The sequence below is a fragment of the Kitasatospora sp. NPDC036993 genome (genome assembly GCF_055607525.1).
The window spans coordinates 23512-42884 of record NZ_JBVJRP010000014.1; the positions used below are offsets into that span (position 1 = coordinate 23512).

Annotated in this window: 14 protein-coding genes; 5 read left to right on the forward strand and 9 right to left on the reverse strand. The window is 73.4% G+C overall.

The window, feature by feature from the left end; all coding sequences use genetic code 11:
• Window positions 1-4 precede the first annotated feature (4 nt).
• The 5 genes from ACZ7C5_RS27490 to ACZ7C5_RS27510 form a co-directional block, all read right to left on the reverse strand.
• On the reverse strand, window positions 5-1000 hold the full coding sequence (locus tag ACZ7C5_RS27490; protein ID WP_401085585.1) for a 2-hydroxyacid dehydrogenase: 996 nt from the start codon (window positions 998-1000) through the stop codon (window positions 5-7).
• 129 nt (window positions 1001-1129) lie between these two features.
• Complete coding sequence (locus ACZ7C5_RS27495; protein ID WP_401085582.1) at window positions 1130-2155, reverse strand: 6-phosphofructokinase; 1026 nt, start codon at window positions 2153-2155, stop codon at window positions 1130-1132.
• 350 nt (window positions 2156-2505) lie between these two features.
• Window positions 2506-3234 (reverse strand): type 1 glutamine amidotransferase, encoded by a 729-nt coding sequence (locus ACZ7C5_RS27500; protein ID WP_188301102.1) that lies wholly within the window; start codon window positions 3232-3234, stop codon window positions 2506-2508.
• 46 nt (window positions 3235-3280) lie between these two features.
• A complete protein-coding gene (locus ACZ7C5_RS27505; protein ID WP_401085578.1) occupies window positions 3281-4543 on the reverse strand; it encodes a MurT ligase domain-containing protein in 1263 nt (420 codons plus the stop codon).
• A 274-nt stretch (window positions 4544-4817) separates the two neighbouring features.
• Window positions 4818-5516: a GNAT family N-acetyltransferase gene (locus tag ACZ7C5_RS27510; RefSeq protein ID WP_401085576.1), complete on the reverse strand. Its 699-nt coding sequence runs from the start codon at window positions 5514-5516 to the stop codon at window positions 4818-4820.
• Between the two features lie 295 nt (window positions 5517-5811).
• Here ACZ7C5_RS27510 and ACZ7C5_RS27515 point away from each other — a divergent pair, with 295 nt between their 5' ends.
• The 3 genes from ACZ7C5_RS27515 to ACZ7C5_RS27525 all read left to right on the forward strand — a co-directional run bounded on the left by ACZ7C5_RS27515 (window position 5812) and on the right by ACZ7C5_RS27525 (window position 11028).
• Window positions 5812-9855: an amino acid adenylation domain-containing protein gene (locus ACZ7C5_RS27515; RefSeq protein ID WP_470323648.1), complete on the forward strand. Its 4044-nt coding sequence runs from the start codon at window positions 5812-5814 to the stop codon at window positions 9853-9855.
• Between the two features lie 116 nt (window positions 9856-9971).
• Window positions 9972-10196: a hypothetical protein gene (locus tag ACZ7C5_RS27520; protein WP_470323649.1), complete on the forward strand. Its 225-nt coding sequence runs from the start codon at window positions 9972-9974 to the stop codon at window positions 10194-10196.
• A gap of 127 nt (window positions 10197-10323) precedes the next feature.
• Window positions 10324-11028 (forward strand): hypothetical protein, encoded by a 705-nt coding sequence (locus ACZ7C5_RS27525; RefSeq protein ID WP_401085568.1) that lies wholly within the window; start codon window positions 10324-10326, stop codon window positions 11026-11028.
• Window positions 11029-11079: 51 nt separating this feature from the next.
• Here the strand turns inward: ACZ7C5_RS27525 and ACZ7C5_RS27530 are convergent, their stop codons facing one another.
• The 3 genes from ACZ7C5_RS27530 to asnB form a co-directional block, all read right to left on the reverse strand.
• Window positions 11080-12519: a pyridoxal phosphate-dependent decarboxylase family protein gene (locus ACZ7C5_RS27530; protein WP_470323650.1), complete on the reverse strand. Its 1440-nt coding sequence runs from the start codon at window positions 12517-12519 to the stop codon at window positions 11080-11082.
• 199 nt (window positions 12520-12718) lie between these two features.
• A complete protein-coding gene (locus ACZ7C5_RS27535; protein WP_401085562.1) occupies window positions 12719-13843 on the reverse strand; it encodes a hypothetical protein in 1125 nt (374 codons plus the stop codon).
• 227 nt (window positions 13844-14070) lie between these two features.
• Window positions 14071-15921 (reverse strand): asparagine synthase (glutamine-hydrolyzing), encoded by a 1851-nt coding sequence (gene asnB / locus ACZ7C5_RS27540; RefSeq protein WP_401085895.1) that lies wholly within the window; start codon window positions 15919-15921, stop codon window positions 14071-14073.
• A 216-nt stretch (window positions 15922-16137) separates the two neighbouring features.
• Here asnB and ACZ7C5_RS27545 point away from each other — a divergent pair, with 216 nt between their 5' ends.
• Together ACZ7C5_RS27545 and glmS are read left to right on the forward strand one after the other, a co-directional pair.
• The gene (locus ACZ7C5_RS27545) at window positions 16138-16413 is read left to right on the forward strand and encodes a hypothetical protein (RefSeq protein WP_401085559.1); all 276 of its coding nucleotides are present in this window, start codon (window positions 16138-16140) and stop codon (window positions 16411-16413) included.
• Between the two features lie 46 nt (window positions 16414-16459).
• The gene (gene glmS, locus ACZ7C5_RS27550) at window positions 16460-18286 is read left to right on the forward strand and encodes a glutamine--fructose-6-phosphate transaminase (isomerizing) (protein WP_401085556.1); all 1827 of its coding nucleotides are present in this window, start codon (window positions 16460-16462) and stop codon (window positions 18284-18286) included.
• Window positions 18287-18393: 107 nt separating this feature from the next.
• Here the strand turns inward: glmS and ACZ7C5_RS27555 are convergent, their stop codons facing one another.
• Window positions 18394-19305: a glutaminase gene (locus ACZ7C5_RS27555; protein WP_470323675.1), complete on the reverse strand. Its 912-nt coding sequence runs from the start codon at window positions 19303-19305 to the stop codon at window positions 18394-18396.
• Window positions 19306-19373 lie beyond the last annotated feature (68 nt).

Sequence of the window (19373 nt, forward strand, 5' to 3'; positions counted from 1 at the left end):
GGGGTCAGCTCTTCGGGACGAGGGTGTTCTCGTTGGTGCGGCCGGCGGCGAAGTCGTCGATGTTGCGGGCGGTGGCCTCGATGATCTGGCCGACGGCGGTGTGGGTGAAGTAGGCCTGGTGGCTGGTGACGAGGACCTGGGGGAAGGTGACGAGGCGGGCGAGGGTGTCGTCGGTGATGCCCTGGATGGAGCGGTCGGTGAAGAAGACGCCGGTCTCCTCCTCGTAGACGTCGAGGCCGACGCCGGAGAGGCGCCCGGCGCGCAGGGTCTCGACGAGGGCGGCGCTGTCGACGAGGCCGCCGCGGCTGGAGTTGATGAGGATCGCGTCGTCCTTCATGCGGGCGAGGGCGACGCCGTTGATGAGGTGGTGGGTGGCGGGCAGCAGGGGTACGTGCAGGCTCACCAGGTCGGCGCGGGACAGGAGTTCGGGGAGTTCGGTGTAGTGCATGCCGAGGTCGAGGCAGGCCGGGTTGGGGGCGATGTCCCAGCCGAGGAGCTCGGTGCCGAAGCCGGCGGCGATCCGGGCGAAGCACTCGCCGATCTTGCCGGTGCCGATGACGCCGACGGTCATGCCGTGGATGTCCCGGCCGAGCAGGCCGTCGAGGCGGAAGTCGAACTCGCGCGAGCGGCTCGCGGCGCGGGTGAGGCGCCGGTTCACGGCCAAGGCCAGTGCCCACGCGTGTTCGGCGACCGAGTACGGGCTGTAGTGCGAGACCCGGGCGATGGTGAGGCCGAGCTTGGCGGCGGCGTCGAGGTCGATGTTGTTGAAGCCGGTGGAGCGCTGGGCGATGAGTTCGGTGCCGCCGGCGGCGAGGACCGCGAGGGTCTCGGCGTCGAGGACGGCGTTGACGCTGCTGCTGACGGCGGGGTAGCCGGCGGCGAGCGGGGCGGTGTCGCGGTCCAGGAACACGGCCAGGGTGCGGAGGGAGTGCCGGCCCGTGAAGGCCCGCTCCAGCAGCGGCTGTTCGTCGGCCTGCACCCCGTACGCGAGGATCTCCATGCCCGGTCCTTCCAGTCGGCTCCTGCGGCCACGCTAGCGGGCGGGGCAGCGGGGTGCCCACCGGAACCGGCGAAAGCGCAGGCCCCCGGCCGCGCGGGGCGGTCCGGGGGCCTGGGGGGAAGGCGGCGGTCAGATGACCGTCTCGGCCTCCAGGTAGCGCTCCTGCGGGACGGTCTTCAGCTCGGCGACCGCCTCGGCCAGCGGCACCAGGTTGATGTTGGTGCCCTGGAGCGCGGTGATGTGGCCGAAGGCGCCCTTGTGGACGGCCTCGACGGCGTGCCAGCCGAAGCGGGTGGCGAGCACCCGGTCGTAGGCGGTCGGGGTGCCGCCGCGCTGGGTGTGGCCGAGGATCACCGGGCGGGCCTCCTTGCCGAGGCGGTGCTCCAGCTCGCGGGAGAGCTGGGTGGCGATGCCGGTGAACCGCTCGTGGCCGTAGATGTCCTTGGTGCCCTCCTCCCAGTGCATGGTGCCGGGCTCGGGCTTGGCGCCCTCGGCGCAGACCACGATCGCGAACTTCTTCTGGCGGTCGAAGCGCTCGCGGACGACCTGGGTGAGCTTGTCGATGTGGAACGGGCGCTCCGGGACGACGATGGCGTGCGCGCCCGCCGCCATGCCCGCGTTCAGCGCGATCCAGCCGGTGTGCCGGCCCATCACCTCGACGACCATGACCCGCTGGTGCGACTCGGCGGTGGTCTTCAGCCGGTCCAGCGCCTCGGTGGCCACCGAGACGGCGGTGTCGAAGCCGAAGGTCACGTCGGTGGCGGCGATGTCGTTGTCGATGGTCTTCGGCACGCCGACGATCGGCAGGCCCGCGTCGCTCATCAGCTTGGCGGCCTTGAGGGTGCCCTCGCCGCCGATCGGGATGACCGCGTCCAGGCCGAGGTCGGAGCAGTACTTCTTGGCCCGCTCGACGCCGTCCCGCAGGTGGCTGGGCTGGACCCGGGAGGAACCGAGGATGGTGCCGCCCTGGGCCAGGATGCCGCTCACCGAGTCCAGGGTCAGGGGGCGGTGTTGGCCCTCGAGGAACCCGCGCCACCCGTCCTCGAACCCGATGATCTCGTCGCCGTGGTCGACCACCCCCCGGTGGACCACGGAGCGGATCACCGCGTTCAGTCCGGGGCAGTCACCGCCGCTGGTCAGCACTCCGATACGCATTAGCTTTGCAACTCCCGAGCAGAACCGAGGAACGGCCGGACTACAGGCTGGGACGACGAGCCGTCACCGTAACGGGGCGCCCCCACGCCGGGATGGCGGGGAGGTGGCCGTGGGGTGAAGGACCGGCCGATCCGGACAGAGCATCCGAAAACGGCCGTGAAGTCGAGCATACGGCCCCTGGTCCGGCCGGGCAGGAGCCGACGCGGGAGCGGCGCCTTCGGCGCCCCCGCGTGGAAGTGCAGCCTGCTGCCGAGGAGGGTGTGCAGTAGGCAGCCCCATTGTGGTACGTCCGGGCCGTCCGCGGACCGGATGACCGCATGGCGGGCACCCGGCCGGGACGACCGGACGGACTACTGGGGGCGCGTCGCGGCCGCGATGCGCTCGGCGCGCAGCGCGTCGTACCAGGTGGTGTCGGCCGGCGGCAGGGCGTTCACGTCCAGCGCCAGCTTGATCAGCATGTCGGCCACGGCGGGGTTGCGCGCCAGCACCGGACCGTGCAGGTAGGTGCCGAAGACGGTGTCCCGCCAGGCGCCCTCGGTGCCGTCACCGGTGCCGTTGCCCCGGCCGACGGTGACGTTGGCGAAGGGCTGGACGCCCTGGCCGAGGTGGGTGACGCCCTGGTGGTTCTCGAAGCCCGTCAGCTGCGGCAGGCCGAGCCGGGGGTCGACGTCGGCGAGCACGTCGCCGACGCAGCGGGCGCCCTCGCCACGGGTGGTCCAGACGTCGAGCAGGCCCAGGCCGGGCTCGCGCTCGCCGAGGTCGTTGATGAACTCGTGGCCCATGATCTGGAAGCCCGCGCAGACACCGAAGATGATCGCGCCGTTCTGGGAGGCCCGCACCAGGCCGCTGTCGGCGCGCAGCCGTTCGGCGGCCAGGCGCTGCGGGCGGTCCTCGCCGCCGCCGATCAGGTAGATGTCACCGCTGGTGGGGATCGCCTGGTCGGAGCGGACGTCGATCCGGGTCACGTTGAGGTGGCGCTGGCGGGCCCGGCGCTCCACGACCAGGGCGTTGCCCCGGTCGCCGTAGGTGCTGAGCAGGTCCGGGTACACCCAGACCACGCGCAGGCTGCTCTCACTCATCCTCGAAGGCCTTCCGTCACGTAAAGACTGGTGTGCGGGCGCGGCATCAGCCGGCCACGACCTTCCGCAGCTGCTGGAAGGCGGTGTAGTTGGCGATGGCCTCGATCCGGCCGGGCGGGGCCATCCGGACGGCCTGCTCCAGGGTGTCCACCACGTGGAACTGGAGCCCGGCGACCTCCAGCCGGACGGCCAGGTCCAGCTTGCGCTGGCCCATCACGAAGACCGGGTGCCCGGCGAGGCGCTCGTAGTCGACGTCCCACAGCCAGGAGGTGTCGGTGCCGTCGGCGTCGAGGGCGTTGACGGAGAGGATCACCGGGGCGGGCGGGCCGTCGATCAGCGAGAAGGTCTCCAGCCAGCCGGCCGGGTTCTTGGCCAGCAGCAGGCGGATGTCCCGGCCCTGGTACTGGACCACGTCGTAGCGGCCGGCGACGGCGGTCACCGCGCGCATCCGGTCCAGCGCGACCTGCGGCGAGACGCCGAACACGGCGGCGACGGCTGCCGAGCTGGTGGCGTTGGCCAGGTTGGCACGGCCGGGCAGCTGGAGCTGGATCGGCCAGGCGCCGCGCTGCGGGTCGATGACGTGGGTGCCCTGGAGCGCCCAGTGCGGGTTGGGCCGGCGGAAGCCGCAGTCCTGGCAGAACCAGTCGTCGCCGGGGCGCTGCATCACGCCACCGCAGGCGGGGCAGGACCAGGCGTCCTCCTTCCAGGCCTGTCCGGCGGCCACCCAGACCACCTTCTTGCAGGAGGAGGCGGCCCAGGTCACCAGCGGGTCGTCGGCGTTCGCGATGACCACGGCCTCGGTGTTCTGGAGGCCCTCGCGCCACTTCTCGGCCATCATCCGGGTCTCGGCGGCGCGGTCGAGCTGGTCGCGGGAGAGGTTGAGCAGGGCGATGGCCTTGGGGCGGGTGTCGCGGGCGACCGTCGCCAGGTACTTCTCGTCGACCTCGATCACGCCGAAGCGGGCGTCAGAGCCGCCGGCCAGGGCGGAGGTGATGCCCGCCGGCATGTTGGCGCCCAGGGCGTTGGAGACCACCGGTCCGGCGGCGCGCAGCGCCTCGGCGATCAGGCGGGTGGTGGTGGTCTTGCCGTTGGTCGCGCTGACCAGGACGACGTCGAGGTGGTCGGCGAGGGTGGCGAGCAGGTCGGGGTCGAGCTTGAGGGCGACCTTGCCGCCGATCACCGAGCCGCTCCCGCGCCCGGCCTTGCGCGACACGGCGGCGGCGACCCGGCCGGCGGTGACCGCGATCTTGGCGCGGGCCGGCAGCGAGGCGTCGCGTGCGCCTGTGGGCTCCGATTCGGTGCCTGCCATGCTCAGTGGTTCCTCCTTGCTGCGGCACCGCCCAGGCCGGACAACGGGCCGTCGGGCGGCGGGGACGGGGATCAGCCTACCGACTCCGTAGCCCGACCGGACGATCCGGACCCCGCGCCGCCTGCTGCGACGTGCTCACCGGGGCGGCTGAGAGCCTGTCAGGGAGGGCGGTGTACGGAGCGACCCCAGGGGTCCGGCCCCTTCTCGCCTGACGACGTTCCGCAGGCACCGCCGGTTCCCCGGCAGCCCCGGTAAGGATGTGGTGAAGAAATGATCAGCGGCCCGGACGGTGGGCGCAGCCGGCCGGATCGCCGGTCGCGAGCGTGGCGGTGATCACCAGGGTGCCGTCCTCGGTGTGGAAGTCCAGCGGTGCGTCCAGCCGCCGCATCGCGGCGATCAGCCCGGTGTTGGTGCTGTGGGTCACCGCGTACACCGTCCGGACGCCGGCCGCCCCGGCCGTCGCGGACAGCCGCCGCAGCAGCGCCAGGCCCAGCCCGCGCCGCTGCCAGGCGTCCTCCACCAGGAGCGCCAGCTCGGCCTCCCCGTCGTCCCACATCAGGTGCCCGAGCGCGACGATCCGCCCGTCCGGGGCGGCCACCGCGAGGCTGTGGCCGTGCCGGGGGTCCAGCAGGTGGTCCAGGTAGCGGCCGGCGTCGCGGACCGGGCCGTGGTAGCGCAGCCGCAGCACGTCGGGGGAGCAGCGGCGGTGCATCGCCAGCGCCGCCGCCCGGTCGTCCGGCCCGGCCGGGCGCAGCAGCAGCTCGGTCCCGTCCGGCAGGGACAGCCGGGACGCGGCGTCCGGCGCCTGGCCGGCCGGACGGGCCGGGGACGGGTGCGGCCGGGCCGTCCGGTACGGACCGCCGGTGAGCGCGGGCAGTCGGCCGACCTGGCCCTCGGGCGCCGCGCACCTGCGGTCGGACCTGCGGAAGGGCCGGTGCCAGAGCCGTTCGGGGCGAGTGCGTGATGCCTTCATGCCGCCGACGCTACCGACGGTGCGCTTCCGTTCGGTTACGTGATCGTGAACGTGCGAATGCCCGCGGCGCGGCCGGGCGGCGAGGCGCGGGGCCGGGCCGCCGGGATGCCGGACCGGGACGGCGGGGGACCGGGCCCGGGACCGCGGGCCGGTCGGCCGGGACGGCCTCGGCGCAGGTCCCGACCGGTGCCTCATGCGGGTGGGACGGCGGGCGGCCGACGGTGGAGTCCGTTCCCGGTGCTCCTGGTGACGCAGGAGGCCAAGCCCGTACGTCCACGCAGCGAAGGCCGTTCCCATGCGCGACACCCCGCCCGTCCACACCGCCACCGCCACCGCCACCGCCACCGCCACCGCCACCGCCACCGCCGGCACTCCTGCCGTCCCGCACGCCCGCCGCGCCCCGGCCGGCACCGCGCTCACCGGTCTGCTCGACCGGCAGGCGCGCACCCGGCCCGGTGCCCCGGCCGTCCTCGGCGAGGCCGGCGGCCTCACCTTCCGGGAGCTGTCGGGAATCGCCCGCCGGCTGGCCGCGCGGCTGCGCGACCTGGGCGCCGGACCGGACGGCTGCGTCGGTCTCTACGCGGAGCCGTCCGTCGAGCTGGTCGTCGGGGCCTGGGGCGTCCTGTACGCCGGGGCCGGCTACCTGCCGCTGTCGCCCGAGTACCCCGAGGAGCGGCTCCGCTACATGATCGAGGACAGCGGTACCGGGATCGTGCTCGCCCAGGCGCACCTGCGCGAGCGGCTGGCCGGGCTGGTCCCGGCCGGGACCGTGATCGTCACCTTCGAGGACGTCCCGCCGGTCCGGTCCCTGCCTCGGGCCGTGTCCCGGGTCGTGCCTCGGCCCGTGTCCCGGTCCCTGCCTCGGGACGCCGCCGAGGAGCAGCCCGAGGAGGACGCGGCCGGGTCGGAGTCGCTGGCTTATGTGATCTACACCTCGGGCAGCACCGGCAGGCCCAAGGGCGTGCTGATCGAGCACCGCTCGGTGGTCTCCCAGCTGCGCTGGCTGCTCTCCGCCGGGCACCTCGACCCGGCGGTCACCGTGCTCCAGAAGACCCCGATGAGCTTCGACGCCGCGCAGTGGGAGATCCTCGCCCCGGCCGTCGGCGCCAGGGTGGTGGCCGGCACGCCGGGCCTCCACCGCGACCCGGAGGCGCTGGTCGCCGCCGTGCAGCGGCACCGGGTGACCGCGCTCCAGTGCGTGCCCACCCTGCTCCGGGCGCTGCTGGACACCGAGGGCTTCACCCGCTGCACCAGCCTGGCCCGGGTGTTCTCCGGCGGCGAGGCGCTGTCCCGGCGGCTCGCCCGTGACCTGGTCCTGGCCCTGCCGCGGGCGGAGCTGGTCAACCTGTACGGCCCGACCGAGTGCACCATCAACGCCACCTCGTACGTGGTGGACCCGGCCGATCCGGTCGACGGAGCCGGCTCGGTGCCGATCGGCCGGCCGGTGGCCGACACCCAGTGCCACGTCCTGGACGACGCACTGGTGCCGGTGGCCGCGGACGGCGTCGGCGAGCTGTACATCGGCGGTGTCCAGCTGGCCCGCGGCTACCTGAACCGGCCGGAGCTGACCGCCGAGCGGTTCGTCCGCTCCCCGTTCGTCCCCGGCGAGCGGCTCTACCGCACCGGCGACCTCGTGCAGCGGAACCCGGACGGCACGCTCCAGTTCGCCGGCCGGGTGGACAACCAGGTGAAGCTGCGCGGGTACCGGGTCGAGCTGGACGAGATCGCCCGCGCGATCGAGGAGCACACCTGGGTGCGCCGCTCGGCCGCGGTCGTCACCGGGGACGACCGCACCGGGCACCCGAACCTGGTCGCCTGCGTCGAGCTCAACCCGCGCGAGGCGGCGCTGATGGACCAGGGCGACCACGGCGGCCACCACCAGTCCAAGGCCAGCAAGCTCCAGGTCAGGGCCCAGCTGTCCGATCCCGGCCTGCGCGACCCGGCCCGGCTGGACGGCCGCGAGCGGGTCGGGCTGCCCGGCCGGAAGGAGACCGAGGCCCAGCGCCGGGAGGCCTTCGCCCGCAAGACCTACCGCTTCTACGACGGCGGCACGGTCACCGTGGAGGACCTCACCGCACTGCTCGCCCCACGCCGGGCCGGCACCTTCGGGCGCGGCCTGGAGCTGCTGAGCTTCCCCGAACTCGGCCGTGTACTACGGTGGTTCGGCCAGTTCCACAGCGAGGAGCGGCTGCTGCCGAAGTACGCCTACGCCTCGCCCGGCGCGCTCTACGCGACCCAGCTGTACCTGGAGACCGGCGGCCTGGACGGGCTCGCGGCGGGGCTGTACTACTACCACCCGGTCGAGCACGCCCTGGTCCGGATCGGGCCCGCCGAGGTCCGCGCCGAGGCCTACCTGACGCTGCACTTCTCCGGGAAGCACGGCGCCATCGAGCCCGTCTACAAGAACAACATCCGTGAGGTGCTGGAGTTCGAGACCGGCCACATGCTGGGCGTCCTGGAGGAGGTGCTGCCCGAGTACGGGCTGGACGTCCGCCCGCTCGGCCCCGGCCCGGCGGCGAAGGAACGGCTGGACGTCGCCGAGGAGGACCACTACCTGGGCGGCTTCACGGTCGTCCGGGCCGGCGGCCCGGCGCGGGCCGAGCGCGTCGAGCTGTACGTCCAGGCCCACGAGGGCCGGGTGGGCGGCCTGCCGGGCGGCCTCTACCGGTACGCCGACGGCGAGTTGACGCGCGTCGCGGACGAGGTGGTGGAGTCCAGGCACGTGATCGCGATCAACCAGGCCGTCTACGCCAGGGCCGCGTTCGGCATCACGGCCGTCAGCCGCGCCGAGGAGGAGTGGCTGGAGTACATCGAGCTGGGCACGGTGCTGCACCGCCTCCAGCGCAACGGCCTGGCCCTGGGCTTCATGTCCTCCGGCTACAGCTCCAGGTCCGGCCGTCCGCTGCCGGCCGCGCGCCGCGTCGACGAGATCCTGGCCGGCCGCGGCATCGCCCCGGGCCCCTCGTACTTCTTCCTCGGCGGGAAGGTGAGCGAGGAGCAGATCCGCAGCGAGGGGATGCGCGAGGACACCGTCCACATGAAGGGCCCGGCCGAGATCATCAAGGACGAACTGGCCACCCTGCTGCCCGACTACATGCTGCCCAACCGGGTGCTGGTGCTGGACGCCCTGCCGCTCACCGCGAACGGCAAGGTGGACCTCGGGGCGCTGGCCGCCTCCGAGGCCGTCCGGACGGCCGGTGTGCGCGGCGAGTACGTCGCGCCCGGCACGGAGCGCGAGCGGTGGCTGGCCGGGGTCTGGGGGCGGGCGCTGACGTACGAGGACGTCTCGGTGACGGACGAGTTCTTCGCGGTCGGCGGGAACTCGCTGATCGCCGTCGCCCTGGTCAACCGGATCAACCGCGAGTTCGGCATCGCGCTGCCGCTCCAGGTGCTGTTCGAGTGCCCCCGGCTGGGGGACCTGGCCGCGCGCATCGAGCGGGCCCGCGGTGACGGTGCCGGACGCGATGCCGGGCGTGGCGGCCGGGCCCCGGTCTCGCGGCTGGTGCCGCTGCACCCGGGGGAGGCCGGCCGGGCCGTGTTCTGCTGGCCCGGGCTGGGCGGCTACCCGATGAACCTGCGGCTGCTCGGCCGGGAGGCGAGCGGGGGCCGGGCCTTCTACGGCGTCCAGGCGCACGGCATCAACGCGGGCGAGACGCCGTACCCGACCATCCGGGAGATGGCCGCCGCCGACGTCGCCGGGCTGCGCCGGGTGCAGCCGGAGGGGCCGTACACGCTGTGGGGCTTCTCCTTCGGCGCCCGGGTCGCCTTCGAGGCGGCCTGGCAGCTGGAGCGGGCCGGGCAGCGGGTGGAGCGGCTGCTGCTGATCTGCCCCGGCAACCCGAAGGTGCGCGGGGGCGACGGCGGGCGGCGGGGCCGCGAGGCCTCGTACGCCGATCCGGCGTACCTGACCATCCTGTTCGGGGTGTTCACCGGCCGGATCCGCGGGCCCGAGCTGGAGCGCTGCCTGGCCGAGACGGTGGACGAGTCCACCTTCGTCGCCGCCGTGCACCGGATGCTGCCGGAGCTGGACGAGGAGTTGATCCGCCGGATCACCGGGATCGTCGGCGAGACCTACGAGTTCGAGTACAGCTTCCGCGAACTCGCCGAGCGGCGGCTGGACGCCCGGGTGACGGTCTTCAAGGCCGCGGGCGACGACTACTCCTTCATCGAGGGCAGCAGCGGCTACTCCGCAGCCCCGCCCACCGTGGTCGACCTGTCCGGTGACCACTACGGGGTGCTGCGGGAGCACGGGGTCGCCGAACTCGCCGCCGCGATCCGGGAGGTGGAGCGGTCGGATCCGGCTCCCAGGCCGGGAGCGGGTGATCTCCCGGGCCGCTGATCGGATGATGTGGAAACGCTCACGGATGGCCCAGAATCCGTGAGCGGAGCGGCCCCTTCGGATAGGGATGGCTCGGCTTCACCGCCGATCCCGTCTCCCTCCGAAGGGGCTTTCCGATGTCCGTGAAGAACTCCGCACTGGCCACGGCCTGTTGCACCCTGCTGCTCGCCCTGCCCTTCTCCCTCGCCCAGCCGGCCGCCGCCGCCGACGGCCCCACGACACCCGAGGAGGCCGCCACCTGCCGGCAGGTGATCGGCACCCTGTTCGGCGGCTTCGGCTCGATGCTGGCGAACTCGGCCTGCGTCGTCCGGCCCGCCGACCGGCCCGCCGGCCGGGGCTGATCGCGTCGGGTCCGGGGGCGGGGGCGGCACTCGGCCCCGCCCCCGCCGCCGGGAAAACAGGTGTGCGGTGTGTGGGTGCGGTCGTATCATCCGGTGACTTTTCCGTTCCCTTGTGTGAAGGAACCGAATGACCGACACCGTTGCCGAGCAGCCCGCCCCCGGGGAGCGCACCCCCGAGGGGCGTGCGGCCGAGGAGTCCGGCGGCCTCCGGGCGATCTGGGCGAACACCCTGGAACCGGTGGCTCCCTTGCCCTGGTATCGCAGGGCGTCCCCCAAGGCCCTGATCGCGGGGGCGGTGGTGGTCGGCCTGTTCACCGCGCTGATCGTGGCCGTGGTGACCGGCGCCGGCGACCTGCCCAGGCACCGGATCGTGCTGCCGGAGGAGATCGGCCACCAGTTCCGGCTGCCGGAGGACGAGTCCTTCAGGGCCGAGCGCCTCGACATGGAGAAGAACCTGACCCCGTTCCGCCCGTACCGGGAGCTGGCAATGGCCGCCTACGGGAGCGCCGGGTCGACCGAGCCCTCGCTGACGGTGATCGGGCTGACCGGGACCTTCGCGGACGCGCGGTACCAGCTGGACAGGTTCTTCGCCGTGGATCCGGTGACCGGCGACAAGGCCGTGGACCGCCTGGACTACCCGGCGGGTCCCCTCCAGGGCGCGCTCGACTGCGCGGTGGTGGGGTCCGGAGAGGACGCGGGGGCCGTCTGCGCGTGGGCGGACGGAACCACTCTCGGCATCGTCATCGACTGGACCGGCGAGCTCGCGCCGCAGGACCTGGCGCGGCGCACGCTGGAGATCCGCGCGGCGGTCGAGGTCGAGGCGAAGGACTGACCGCCGTCCTGACCGGCACCGGTCGACCCGGCCGGCGCGGGCCGGGGCCCGCTACCGCAGCAGCTCGGCGGCCGTCGCCTTGACCTCGGCGAGCAGGAGCCGGAGGTCGGCCTCCGTCGTGGTGGCGTTGAGGAGGCAGGCGCGGAGCATCTCGTCGGTGCCGAGCCGGGCGCCGGTCACGAACACCCGGCCGCGTTGCTGGACGGCGGCGGGGAGGTCGCGGTTGAGGGCGTCGCGGGCCCGCTCGTCCAGCCCCGGCGCGCGGTGGCGGAACGCCACGATCGAGGTCTGCACCTCGGCGAGCAGCTCCAACTCCTCGTCCGCCTCGATGAGTTCGCCGAGGCGGCGGGCCAGCGCGGTGCACCGGGCGATGTCCTGGGCGAGGCCGGCCCGGCCCTTGTGGGCGATGGTGGCCCAGACCTTGAGGGCGCGGAAGGGCCGGGTCTGCTCGGTGCCGTACTCGGAGAACCAGCCGAGCGCGCCGGCCGCCTCGTCGCGCAGGTAGGACGGGACGAGGCTGAAGGTGCCGCGCAGCTCCTCGGTGTCGCGGACCAGCGCGCAGCCGCAGTCGACCGGGACGCCGAGCCACTTGTGCGGGTCGAGGGCGAGCGAGTCGGCGCGCTCCAGGCCGGCGTAGCGGTGGGCGATGGCCGGGTCGAGCCGGCCGAAGGCGCCGTACGCGCCGTCCACGTGCAGCCAGAGCCGCTGCTCCTCGCACAGGTCGGCGATCGGGCCGAACTCGTCCACCGCGCCGGTGCCGACGGTGCCGGCCGAGGCGACGACCAGGAAGGGCAGCAGGCCGTCCGCACGGTCGCGCTCGACGGCCGAGCGCAGGTCGGCGATGTCCAGCCGGCCGTCGGGGCCGGTGTCCACGGTGCGCAGCTGCCTGCTGCCGAGGCCGAGGAGTTCGGCGGCCTTGCGGACGCAGGTGTGGGTCTCGCCGGTGACGTAGCCGACCAGCGGCGGCAGGCTCCCCAGGCCGTCCTCGCGGACGTTCCGGCCTGCCTGCCGGGCGGCCCGGTCGCGGGCGGCGGCGAGGCAGACGATGGTCGCCATCGAGGTGCCGGAGGTGAGCAGGCCGCCGCCGGCCGGGTGCGGGAAGCCGACCAGCTCGGCTATCCAGCGGACCACGGCGCGCTCCAGGTGGACGTCGGCGTGGTCGCCGCCGGCCGAGCTGGGGTTCATCGCGGAGGCGGCGAGGGTGGCGAGCACCCCGGCGGGTGCGGGGGCGGAGTTGACCCAGCCGAAGAAGCGCGGGTTGCCGTTGCCCATCGGGTACGGGAGGACGTCGCGCCCGATGGCGCCGATCAGCTCGTCGAGCGGGCGGCCCTCGGCGGGCAGCGGGGCGTCGAGCAGGGTCCGGCGGGCGGTCACGTCCATGGGCCGCCAGACCGGGCGGTCGGGCAGTTCGGCGAGGTAGTCGGCGACGAGGTCGGCGGTGGCGTGGGCGGCGCTGCGGAATTCGTCGCCGGGGAAGTCCTCGGTGGTCATGGGCGTGCTCCAGGGAGGCCGGGGGAGGGACTGGGGAGGCGCGGCTTCCTCGGCGCACCGTGGTCCGGTGATCTTACGGAGAGTCGATCGTACGAAAAAGGGCCCGCGCCGTGGCGCGGGCCCTCATGGTGAGACGGGAGTGCAGGTCAGCGGGGCCGGGGAAGGCCGGTCCGGGGGTCCTCCGGGGAGGCCGGGGGCGTCAGTCCAGCGTGCTGGACAGGCCGCTCGCCGAGCGGCAGTACCCCTGCATCTCCTTGTCGGTGATCTTGGCGCAGAGCCGTCCGGCCGCGCCGCCGTCGGTGTAGTTGACCGTGTAGTAGCTGACCAGGCCCTCGGCGCAGGCCTTGCGCTGCCAGCCGTCCGCCGCGGTGGCGCACTGCTGGGACGCCCAGTCCTCGCGGTCCAGGTTGTACTTCATGGTGCGCGAGCCGACCCCGCGGCTGCAGTCCACCGCCCCGCCGCCGGCCTTGCCGTTGAGGCACCACTTGAGGGCCTCGGCGTAGACCTCGGGGTGGTTCGGGTAGTCGTGCGAGGACAGGTAGAACGTCGGGGCGTAGAAGAAGCAGGCGGACTGGAACAGCGACGGCTGGTCCTTGCACGGGTAGAGCGGGTCCTGGGCGAGCTTGTCGGCGGGCAGGTTGGCCTTGGCCTGCTCGTCCTCCTCGTCCGGACCGAAGAGCTGCATGAACAGGCCCTCGGAGCAGCGGATCCGGTTCTGGTCGGAGGGGAACTTGTTGCACAGGTCCCGCGCCTTGGCCACGTCCTGCTTGACCACGAACATGGTGCCGTGGCCGACGCCGTGGATGCAGGGCCCGCTGTTCTTGGGTGCGCAGAGCTTGAGCAGGTCCGTCTCCGGCTGGGAGGAGGCGTTGAGCATCTCCTCGACCGCGCCGTGCAGGTAGCCGGCCGCGCAGGTCTCGTGCGGGAAGGAGATGACCTTCTGGAAGTCGGCGTTGAAGCGCTTGACCGCCGCGTGGCCGAGCTCGTGCGCGATCGGGTGGCAGAAGCGCACGGTGTACGGCTTCTCCTTGCTGATCTTGTCGAGGTCGGCCAGGGCGACACCGGGGTCGGTGGCGTCCATCTCGGCCATCAGCTTGTTGCGCAGCGTCGAGCGGGTCCACACCGCCGGGTCGCCGGTCGGGGTGGCGCTCGCGGGGCCGGCCGCGGCCGGCTGGGCGCCGGTTCCGGCGGCGGGGGCCCCGGAGGCCTTGGCGGCCTGGGTCGCGGTGGCCGCCGCGGGCGACCAGTCGGTGACGGCCACCGACCCCAGGCCCAGGACGCCCAGGAGCAGGGCGGTGAGAATCGCGAAGACTCGCGGCTGCATGACGGGATCCCCCGGCGGATCGAGGCGAACGTTTCGTTCCCATCCTGACGGCACATGAGCGGGTTATCCGCGAAATCGCCCGCCATTCGGGAGGTGTCGGCGACGCTACCGCACCGCGGGACCCCGGAGTCCGGCGGGATGGTTCCCCACAATCACCCGGACGGAGTATCCGGGCGCGGCCGGGGACCGCTGCGCCGTCCGGGTGGCGGTCCCCGGTGCCCGGGTGCTCAGAGTTCCAGCGTCACCTGGTACTCCGTCAGCCAGGCGTCGAAGTCCAGCGCGAGGTCCACGGCCAGCCGGACGGACTGCGGGTCGGTCTCCGGCGCGAGCGCGTCGGCGAGGCGCCGCCGGTCGAGCAGGTCCAGGGCCGGGGAGGTGCGCTCGGCGGCGAGCCGGGCGAGTTCGGCGCGCAGCTTCGCCGGGTAGTGCGGGTCGGTGGTGACCGGGTACGGGCTCTTCGCCCGCTCGGCGACGGCGGCCGGCAGCACGTCCCGGACGGCCGCGCGCAGCAGGCTCTTCTCCCGCCCGTCGAAGGACTTCATCGCCCACGGGGCGTTGAACACGTACTGGACCAGCCGGTGGTCGCAGAACGGCACCCGTACCTCCAGGCCGTTGGTCATGCTCATCCGGTCCTTGCGGTCGAGCAGGATGCAGACGAAGCGGGTCAGGTTGAGGTACGAGATCTCGCGCATCCGCCGCTCCGTCGGATCGGCCGCCGGCAGGTGCGGGACCTCCGCGATCGCCTCGCGGTAGCGGGCCCTGCGGTAGCCGTCCAGATCGAGCTTGCGGAGCAGTTCGGCGTCGAGGAGGTGCTCGCGCGGGGTGGCGCCGCCGCCGGCGATGTCGGTGAGCCCGAGCGCCCAGGGGAAGTCCTCGACGGCGATCGTCTTCGGGTCGTGGAACCAGCGGTAGCCGCCGAAGAGCTCGTCCGCGGACTCGCCGGACAGGGCGACGGTGGAGTGCCGGCGCACGCCCCGGAAGAGCAGCATCAGCGAGGTGTCCATGTCGCCGACGCCGTTCGGCAGGTCGCGGGCGCGCAGCACGACGGAGCGCCGGGACGGGTCGGAGAGGTCGGCGGCGTCCAGCTCGATGACGCTGTGGTCGGCGCCGACGTGGTCGGCGAGCAGCCGGGCGAACGGGCCGTCCTGGGTCTGCCGGACGTCGTCGGCGAGGAAGGTCTCGCTCTGGCCCGCGAAGCCGACGGCGAAGGAGCGCACCGGCCCTGCCCCGGCGGCGCCCAGCGTCCGGGCGGCGAGGGCGGTGACGGCGCTGGAGTCCAGGCCGCCGGAGAGCAGCGAGCAGAGCGGCACGTCCGATTCGAGCTGACGGTGCACGATGTCGTCCAGCAGGGCCCGGACGGTGGCGACGGTGGCCTCCAGGCTGTCCGCGTGCTCGCGTGCCTCCAGCGCCCAGTAGCGGCGGACCGAGAGGCCCTCGCGGCGCACCCGGACGACGTGCCCGGGCCGGACCTCGTGGATGTCCCGGTACGGGGTGAGGCCGGGCGTGCGGGTGTAGCCGAGCAGTTCGCGCAGCCCGTCCAGGTCCACCACGGGGCGTACCGCGGGGTGGGCGAGCAGGGCCTTGACCTCGGAGCCGAAGACCACGCCGTCCCGGGTGCGGTGGTAGTACAGGGGTTTGACGCCCATCCGGTCGCGGACCAGCAGCAGCTCCTCGCGCCGGATGTCCCACACCGCGAAGGCGAACATCCCGTTGAGCCGCTCGGCCAGGTGTTCGCCCCACTCCAGGTAGGCGCGCAGCACGACCTCGGTGTCGCTGCGGGTGCGGAAGCGGTGCCCGGCCGCCTCCAGTTCCGCGCGCAGCTCGCGGTGGTTGTAGACCTCGCCGCTGTAGGTGAGGACGGCCAGTGGCCGGCCGTCGTGCTCGGCCGTCATCGGCTGGACGCCGCCCGCGATGTCGATCACCGCGAGCCGGCGGTGGCCGAGCGCGGCGTGCGGCTCCAGGTGGACGCCGCCGGCGTCCGGGCCGCGGCGGAGCTGGGTGGCCGTCATCGCGTCGAGGACACCCCGCTCGGCGGTGAGGTCGCGCTCGTAGGCGACCCATCCGGTGATCCCGCACATCCGCAAGCCTCCGGTCTTCCGCTTCGTGTTCAAGGGGTCACGCTACGTGCGGAGTCGGCGCCGCTTCAAGGGGCTTTCGAGAACCGGGGCGAACGGGTGGCCGGTCGGGGTCTGAATGTGAAGAAGCGATGGAGCTAGGCTGAAAGTCGTAATGTCTGCCCGATTTCGGGCAGGAACTTTGGATCCGACGGTCCGTCCGACCTAGGCTCCTCACTCGTGCCGAGCTCACCCCACCCTCACGAAGACCTCCTCGCCCACCTCACCAGGACCAGCCCGCTCGGGCCCAGGGAGGCGGCGCGGGTCGTGGCGGAGGTGCTGGCGTACTTCTCCGAGAACACCGAGGAGTACGTGCGCCGCCGCCACACCGAGCTCCAGGCACGCGGTCTGACCAACGAGCGGATCTTCGCCAGGCTCGCCGAGGAACTGCCGCGGCGCCGGGTCGCGGCGCCGGAGCTCTCGGCCCGCCAGCTGCGGCGGATCGTCTACGGCTGAGCCGCCGCTCCCGACCTTCTGAAGACCTCCGGAGAGGAGACCACGCATGTGCGGAATCGTGGCCTACATCGGCCCCAAGGACGCTACCCCCTTCCTGCTGGAGGGGCTGGCACGGCTGGAGTACCGCGGCTACGACTCGGCCGGCGTCGCCGTCACCGGGCGCGGCGGCGGGATCAGGCTCCGCAAGGTGAAGGGCCGGGTGGCCGACCTGGCCGCCGCCGTGCCGGCCCGGTTCAAGGGCACCACCGGCATCGGCCACACCCGCTGGGCCACCCACGGCGTCCCCAGCGACGCCAACGCCCACCCCCACCTGGATGGCGCCGAGCGCATCGCCGTCGTCCACAACGGCATCGTCGAGAACGCCGACGAGCTGCGCGCCAAGCTCACCGCCGACGGCGCGGTGTTCCGCTCCGAGACCGACACCGAGGTGCTCGCCCACCTGATCGCCGCGAACGTCGCCGAGGGCGTCGAGCTGGAGGACGCCGTCCGCGCCGCGCTCGGCCGGGTGGTCGGCACCTACGGCATCGCGGTGCTCGACGCCGAGCAGCCGGACCGGATCGTGGTCGCCCGCAACGGCAGCCCGATCGTGCTGGGCATCGGCGAGAAGGAGATGTTCGTCGCCTCGGACGTCTCCGCGCTGGTCCGCTACACCCGCCAGGTCGTCCACCTGGAGGACGGCGAGCTGGCCACCGTCCGGGCCGACGGCTTCCGCACCTTCACCGAGGACGCCCGCACCACGCACCGCCAGCCGTCCACCGTGGACTGGGAGGTCGACTCCTACGACACCGGCGGCTACGAGCACTTCCTGCTCAAGGAGATCCACGAGCAGCCCGGCTCGGTCGAGCGCACCCTGAGCGGCCGGCTCGACGAGCGCTTCGCCACCGCGCACCTCGGCGGCCTCAACCTGGACGCCAGGGAGCTGCGGGAGATCCGCCGGGTGAAGATCCTCGGCTGCGGATCGGCCTACTACGCGGGCGAGATGGGCGCGCAGCTGATCGAGGAGCTGGCCCGGATCCCCGCGCACAGCGAGCCGGCCTCGGAGTTCCGCTACCGGAACCCGGTGATCGAGGCGGACACCCTGTACGTCGCGGTCAGCCAGTCCGGCGAGACCTACGACACGCTGGCCGCCGTCCAGGAGGTCAAGCGCAAGGGCGGCCGGGTGCTCGGCGTCGTCAACACCGTGGGCAGTGCTATCGCCCGAGAGTGTGACGGCGGTATCTACCTGCACGCCGGTCCCGAGGTCTCGGTCGCCTCCACCAAGGCGTTCACCTCCACCGTGGTCGCCTTCGCGCTGCTCGCCCTGCACTTCGGGCGCATCCACGACCTGTCGCCCGCCGACGGGCGCCGGATCGTCTCGGCGCTCAAGGCGCTGCCGGACCAGATCCGCGAGGTGCTGGAGCAGGGCGAGGCCATCGCCGGACTCGCCGCCGAGTACGCCGACTCGACGGGCATGATGTTCATCGGCCGGGTGCGCGGCTACCCGGTGGCCCGCGAAGGCGCGCAGAAGCTCAAGGAGATCTCCTACGTGCACGCCGAGGCCTACCCGGCGAGCGAGCTCAAGCACGGCCCGCTGGCGCTGATCAGCCCCGAACTGCCCACCGTGGCACTGGTACCGGACGACGAGCTGCTGGACAAGAACCTGACCACGCTGGGCGAGATCAAGGCCCGCTCGGGGCGGGTCATCGCGATCGCCCACCGGCGGCCGGAGGAGAAGCTCGCGGACCACTGCATCCTGGTGCCCAGGAGCGAGCCCGAGCTGGACCCGCTGCTGCTCAACATCCCGCTCCAGCTGCTCGCGTACCACGCGGCGGTCGCCCTCGGCCGGGACGTGGACAAGCCGCGCAACCTGGCGAAGAGCGTGACGGTGGAGTAGCCGTCACCCCGGACGGCCGTCCGGCCGGGCAGCCGGGCGGCCGTCGCCGCTGGAACCACCGGGCCCGGGTCGCCGTGCGGACGGCCGGGGCCCGGTCGCCCGCTTCGTCAGAAGACCGAGCACCCCGAGAGGGTGGTCAGGGTGTCCAGGGCGGTGACCGCGGCGACGGAGTTGCCGGCCTGGTCGAGGCGCGGGCCCCAGGCGCAGACCGCGGCGCGGCCGGGGAGTATGGCGAGGACGCCGCCGCCGACGCCGCTCTTGCCGGGCAGGCCCACCCGGAAGGCGAACTCGCCGGCGGCGTCGTAGGTGCCGCAGGTGAGCAGGACGGCGTTGAGCCGCTTCGCCTCGCTGCGGGACACCAGCCGGGTGCCGTCGGTGCGCACGCCGTAGCGGGCGAGGAAGGAGCCGGCCAGCACCAGGTCGCGGCAGCTCGCGGCGACGGCGCAGTGGGCGTAGTAGTGCTCCAGGACGGTCTCGACCGGGTTCTCCAGGTTGCCGTGGCTGGCGATGAAGTGGGCCAGCGCGGCGTTGCGGTGGCCGTGTTCGGCCTCCGAGGCGGCGACCACCGGGTCGGTGTCGAGCAGCGGGTTCCCGGACTCGCGGCGCAGGAACTCCCGTACCGCGCCGGAGGCGTCGCCGGTCATGGTCTGGAGGCGGTCGGTGACCACCAGGGCCCCGGCGTTGATGAACGGGTTGCGCGGGATGCCGTGCTCGGTCTCCAGCTGCACCAGGGAGTTGAACGGGTTGCCGGACGGCTCGCGGCCGACGCCCCGCCAGAGCGTGTCGCCGCCGTAGGCCACCGCGAGGGCGAGCGAGAACAGCTTCGACACGCTCTGGACGGAGAACGGCCGCTCCCAGTCCCCGACGCCGTACAGCTCTCCGTCGACGGTGGCGACGGCCATGCCGAAGGCCTCCGGGTCGGCGGTGGCGAGGGCCGGGATGTAGTCGGCGACCCGGCCCCGGCCCGTGGTCGCCCGGGCGGCCGCCTCCGCGGCCTCCAGCAGCACCGGCCAGTCCAGGCTCTCCCCGGTGGTCACACCGTTCAACGCTTCTCCTCCACGCTCTTCCCCGCTTCACCGGCACCGAC

Bases quoted from the DNA above. Each gene is read 5' to 3' on its own strand.
- glmS (WP_401085556.1), top strand. From the start codon at position 16,460: ATGTGCGGAATCGTGGCCTACATCGGCCCCAAGGACGCTACCCCCTTC.
- ACZ7C5_RS27520 (WP_470323649.1), top strand. From the start codon at position 9,972: ATGTCCGTGAAGAACTCCGCACTGGCCACGGCCTGTTGCACCCTGCTG.
- ACZ7C5_RS27530 (WP_470323650.1), bottom strand. From the start codon at position 12,519: ATGACCACCGAGGACTTCCCCGGCGACGAATTCCGCAGCGCCGCCCAC.
- asnB (WP_401085895.1), bottom strand. From the start codon at position 15,921: ATGTGCGGGATCACCGGATGGGTCGCCTACGAGCGCGACCTCACCGCC.
- ACZ7C5_RS27500 (WP_188301102.1), bottom strand. From the start codon at position 3,234: ATGAGTGAGAGCAGCCTGCGCGTGGTCTGGGTGTACCCGGACCTGCTC.
- ACZ7C5_RS27505 (WP_401085578.1), bottom strand. From the start codon at position 4,543: ATGGCAGGCACCGAATCGGAGCCCACAGGCGCACGCGACGCCTCGCTG.
- ACZ7C5_RS27510 (WP_401085576.1), bottom strand. From the start codon at position 5,516: ATGAAGGCATCACGCACTCGCCCCGAACGGCTCTGGCACCGGCCCTTC.
- ACZ7C5_RS27535 (WP_401085562.1), bottom strand. From the start codon at position 13,843: ATGCAGCCGCGAGTCTTCGCGATTCTCACCGCCCTGCTCCTGGGCGTC.
- ACZ7C5_RS27525 (WP_401085568.1), top strand. From the start codon at position 10,324: ATGACCGACACCGTTGCCGAGCAGCCCGCCCCCGGGGAGCGCACCCCC.
- ACZ7C5_RS27490 (WP_401085585.1), bottom strand. From the start codon at position 1,000: ATGGAGATCCTCGCGTACGGGGTGCAGGCCGACGAACAGCCGCTGCTG.
- ACZ7C5_RS27495 (WP_401085582.1), bottom strand. From the start codon at position 2,155: ATGCGTATCGGAGTGCTGACCAGCGGCGGTGACTGCCCCGGACTGAAC.
- ACZ7C5_RS27515 (WP_470323648.1), top strand. From the start codon at position 5,812: ATGCGCGACACCCCGCCCGTCCACACCGCCACCGCCACCGCCACCGCC.